The organism is Streptomyces sp. NP-1717 (assembly GCF_022695985.1).
GTDB lineage: Bacteria > Actinomycetota > Actinomycetes > Streptomycetales > Streptomycetaceae > Streptomyces.
In genome coordinates, this window is the sequence record NZ_JAAPBF010000369.1 from 1 (window position 1) to 4,137 (window position 4,137).

Annotated in this window: 3 protein-coding genes; 2 read left to right on the forward strand and 1 reads right to left on the reverse strand. The window is 74.1% G+C overall.

Going from position 1 to position 4,137, the window contains the following annotated elements:
* The coding region (locus GXP76_RS34395; protein ID WP_242575545.1) for a CHAT domain-containing protein at positions 1–2,534 on the reverse strand (2,534 nt) is incomplete at its 3' end.
* Between the two features lie 99 nt (positions 2,535–2,633).
* On the opposite strand from GXP76_RS34395, the gene GXP76_RS34400 reads away from it, so the two are divergent.
* Both GXP76_RS34400 and GXP76_RS34405 read left to right on the forward strand, forming a co-directional pair.
* Entirely contained in the window at positions 2,634–3,137 is a 504-nt protein-coding gene (locus GXP76_RS34400) for a hypothetical protein (protein WP_242575546.1), read from the forward strand.
* 16 nt (positions 3,138–3,153) lie between these two features.
* Positions 3,154–4,071, forward strand: a complete 918-nt coding sequence (locus GXP76_RS34405; protein WP_242575547.1) for a hypothetical protein — start codon at positions 3,154–3,156, stop codon at positions 4,069–4,071.
* Positions 4,072–4,137 lie beyond the last annotated feature (66 nt).

Below are 4,137 nucleotides of genomic sequence, written 5' to 3' on the forward strand. Positions count from 1 at the left end.
GACGCGTCGAGCCCTTCCCGCAGCCGGACCAGCTCCTGTGCCAGATCGGGCGCCTCGCGTGCCAGCTCCGTCAGATCGCTGTTCGTGTCGAAGGCCTGCGCCAACAGCACTCCGCGCGCCTGCTCCAACAGCCGTACCGCGAGCGCCGGTTCACCGCAGCGGACCGCGCAGGCCGCGGCCTCCGCGCCCAGTCCCGCCGCCGCGCCGAGCTGTAACTCCTGGTCGTCCCGCAGCAGATGGCGCGGCGAGACGGCCGGCATCAGGTCGACGGCGGCGACGTAGCCCTTCAGCGCCAGATCAGGCCGCCCGAGGTCCAGCCCGCCGCGGGCCCACAGCCAGGCGGCTTCGAGCCGTTCGGACGGCGGGCACTGCGGTTCGAGCGCCGCCTCGCGGAAAGCGCCGACGGCCTCCCGGAGATCGTCCGCCTCGTGCGTACGTTCGTAACGTTCGGCCAGGACCGTGCCGAGCTGGGCCAGCCGGGGAGTGAGGTTCGGATGGCCGGGCGGTGTCAGGTCCACCGCCTCCCGCAGCAGGTCGACCACCCGCCGGTGTCCGGACGACGACATCCGCCCGGAGACCGGCACGATCCGCCGGACACCGGCGGCCACCACCAGCACGTTGGCCCGCATCGCCGACCCCGGGGGCAGCGTGGCGACCAACGCGTCCACGACGTCCCGCGCCTCCCGCAGGTCGCGACGTCGGCCGGTGATCGCGAGGCGTGCCAGCAGGGCGATCGCCAGTCCCAGACGCCGCCTGGGCAGCAGCGGATCGGTCGCGCCGGTCAGCTCCAGGGCCGCCCTGATGTGCTCCACCGCCTGATCGGCGGTGGCCGGGTCACCGGTGCGTTCGGCGGACCGCGTGAACGCCGCACCCGTCGCCGACAGGATCGCCGCGCGCCGCACGGGGGAGGTGCCGGGCAGCGCCATGGCGCGCCGGCGGCAGTCCAGTGACTCCGCGAGATCCGCCGAGTCCTGCAACAGGTCGTGACGGAGCATCAGTACGGCGCTGAGATTGAGCAGCCGTACGCCGAGCTGGTGGTGACCGTCCGGTGTGTCGCGGACGGACTCGCGCAGTGCGTCGACGGCCTCGGTCAACACCCGCACACCTGCTGACTGTTGGTGGAGCGAGACGAGGACGCTGCCGAGGTTGTTGAGAACGCCCGGCCGCGAGGCATGACCGGCGGGGAGCATCGCGAGTGCCTCACGCAGCTTCGCCGCCGCGGTGCGCAGGTCTTCCGGATCGCCGAGTTCGCGCTCGTACCGGCCGCGCAGCTCCAGCGCGGAGTTGACCAGCCGCTGGAGCGCGCGGCCGGTCGTCTCGGCGGTCCCTCGCGGCGCTTCCCCGATGAGACGCCGTGCCTCCTTCAGGTCCTGTACGTCCCCGAGGAGCGCGTGGCGCGCACGCAGGGAGAGAGCCAGCAGTTCGGCCGCCCGCGACCGCGGTTCCGGTGCGGCGCCCGCCTCCCGCAGCGCCCGGGTCAGCACGGTGATCGCCTCCTCCAGGTCCCGCACCGCGCCCGTCACCTCGTACCGGTTCAAGAGCGCCCCGCCGAGGTTCGTCAGACCCGCGGCAAGCCCGTTCGGATCACCGGGCGCGGCTCGGCGGTACAGCTCGACGACCTCGCCGAACTCCTCCTCCGCACCGCCCGACCGGGTGAGCGACATGCTCAACGCGCGGGCCAGGATGCTCCGGTACCGGGGAAGATCGGAGTCGTCCTCATCGGTCTGGGCCAGGACGTCGCGGGCGATTCCGACCGCCTCCGCCAGGTCCTCCGGGTCGGACGTGCGCTCGTAGCGCCGGACCAGCGACAGGCCGTGGTTGCTCAGCCGCGGCAGACGGTCCGGGTCACCGGCCGGAGTGAGCCGCACGGCGCGGCGCTGGAGCCGTAGCGCCTCGTCGGCGAGGAGCACCGACTCCTCCCGCAGCGCTTCGTCATCCCAGGCGTGCGCCGCCGCGGCCACCGCGTCGGCCAATCCGCTCACCCGGAAGGCGCGTTGCGGGTCGTCGTCCTCGGTGGCGAGCACGGAGAGCCGTCCCACACCGATCGCCTGCGCGCGCAGGATGTCGGGGGTGGCGCCGGTCGCTTCGAGGGTCTTCACCATCTCGGGTGGCTGTCCGGGCAGTTGGCGTCCCTGACCGGCGGCCGTGGCGGCCAGGCACACCATGCTCCACTCCTCCGGCCCGTCCGCCGCGGTGGGATCCGGCCAGAGCTCCGGGGGCTGCGCGGCCCAGGTTCCCGCCAACTCCGGTGGCACGGCGTCACGGTCGTGCACCCAGACGGGGTACAGCAGCGTCCCCGCGCAGCTGCCCTCCTCCGCGCCACGGCCCTCGCCGAGGGCCGCGCAGCGGGCCCAGTACAGCCAACCGGCCGCGTACCGGGCCTCCATGTCGGTGCGGAGGTCGCAGCAGCGCAGCAACGCGCCCAGTTCGGCGTCGGCCTCCGGGCCGAACAGCAGTGTGTCGTCGGCCTGTTGACCGGCACGGGTCAGCCGTCGCACGACCGCGGTCAGCAGACGCTCCCGGCGCGTACTCACCCTGGACACCCTCCCCCGTTCGCACCGCCGCGTCCGCTCCGCTGACCCATTGTGTTCAATCGCACGCCAACCGTGCCCGAACGAGGCAGACTTGGCGCCATGACGGCACCGATTCCGGACCCGGACCCGGACCCGGACCCGGCGCACGGGGAGCGTCTGCGCGCCGATGGCATCGCGGCGCTGTGCGTGCTGCTCGCGGAACCGGACGGACCGCAGCGTACGGACGACGGGGTCGTCCGGGCCGTCGAGCGGGCCAGGGCACTGCTCGCGGAAAGCACGGGCCCCGACCCCGGTGCCGGTCCCGACCCCGGTCCCGTCCCGGCCGCCAGCCAACTCGACGACGCCTTAGAGGCGTTGGACGACGCGCTGCGCAGGGCGGGGGACTCACGGGGACTGCTCGGCCGCATCCGCGGAGTGCTCGGCGATCCGGCCCCCGGATCCAGGCTGACCGGTCTCCGGGCGACGATCAAGGTCGCTGTCTGTCCCGGCCCGGACCCCTGCACGCGCCGCGAGCCGGCCAGGGACCTGCGGCAGGCGCCCCCGTGCGCGCTCCACGGCGCACAGATGCGCAAGGTCCGACTCCGCCCGGACCCGGCCGCGTGAACGCGCGACGGCGCCGGTGAACCAGCTCCTGGTCACGCTCGGCACCAAACTCACCGAGCGCTGGCTCAACCTCCTCGTACTGCCCGGCGCGCTCTTCCTCGGCGTACTCGCCGCGGGCACGACCCTCGGGCACGCGCACTGGCACGACCTTCCCCGGCTGGGCGAAGCCCTGGACGACCTGACCGCGCGGCCGGCCCTGGACCGCGCCGGCACGGCGGCGGTGGCGGTCGCCGCCGTCCTGCTGCTCTCCTCCGCGCTGTCGCTGGCCGCGCAGTTCCTCGGATCCGCCGTCGAGAGCTTCTGGCTGCGCGAGAGCCGCTTCGCCTTCGACCACCACCGCCAACGGGCCCGCCTCAGAGCCTGGGAACGCCTCACCCGGGAACGGAACGCCGCGATCCGCGACCCGGCCGCCAAGGCCGCGGAGATCCGCCGGCTGGACCGGGCCCGCGCCCGTATCGGCCTGGTCCCGCCGAGCCGCCCCACCTGGTACGGAGACCGGCTCCAGGCGGCCGGCGAACGGGTGGAAGCGGTCTACGGCCTCGATCTCGACGCCGTCTGGCCCCGCCTGTGGCTGATCCTCGCCGAACCGGCCCAACGCCAGATCGAGGCGGCCCGCGCGTCCTTCACTGCGGCGGCACGCCTCGGCGCCTGGTCGCTCGCCTATCTCGCCGTCGCCGCCTGGTGGTGGCCCGCGGTCCTGATCGCGGCGGGCTGCGCGCTGGTGGCCCGGTCCAGGGCCCACGAGTCGACGGAGGCGCTGGCATCGCTCGTGGAGGCGGCCGTGGACGTGCACGGACGGGACCTGGCGGTCCTGGTGGGCCTCGAACAGGCGGACGTACCGGGTCCGCTGCCGGTGGACACCGGTGACCGGCTCTCGGAGACCTTCCGCAAGGCGGGCCTGTTCGACACGGACGACGACGCGCCCGGCACATAGACGGCCACCACCCGGTCGGCCGCCCGGAGCCCGGCTCGCTGCTGACTTGCCGGTCCGGATCGGTGG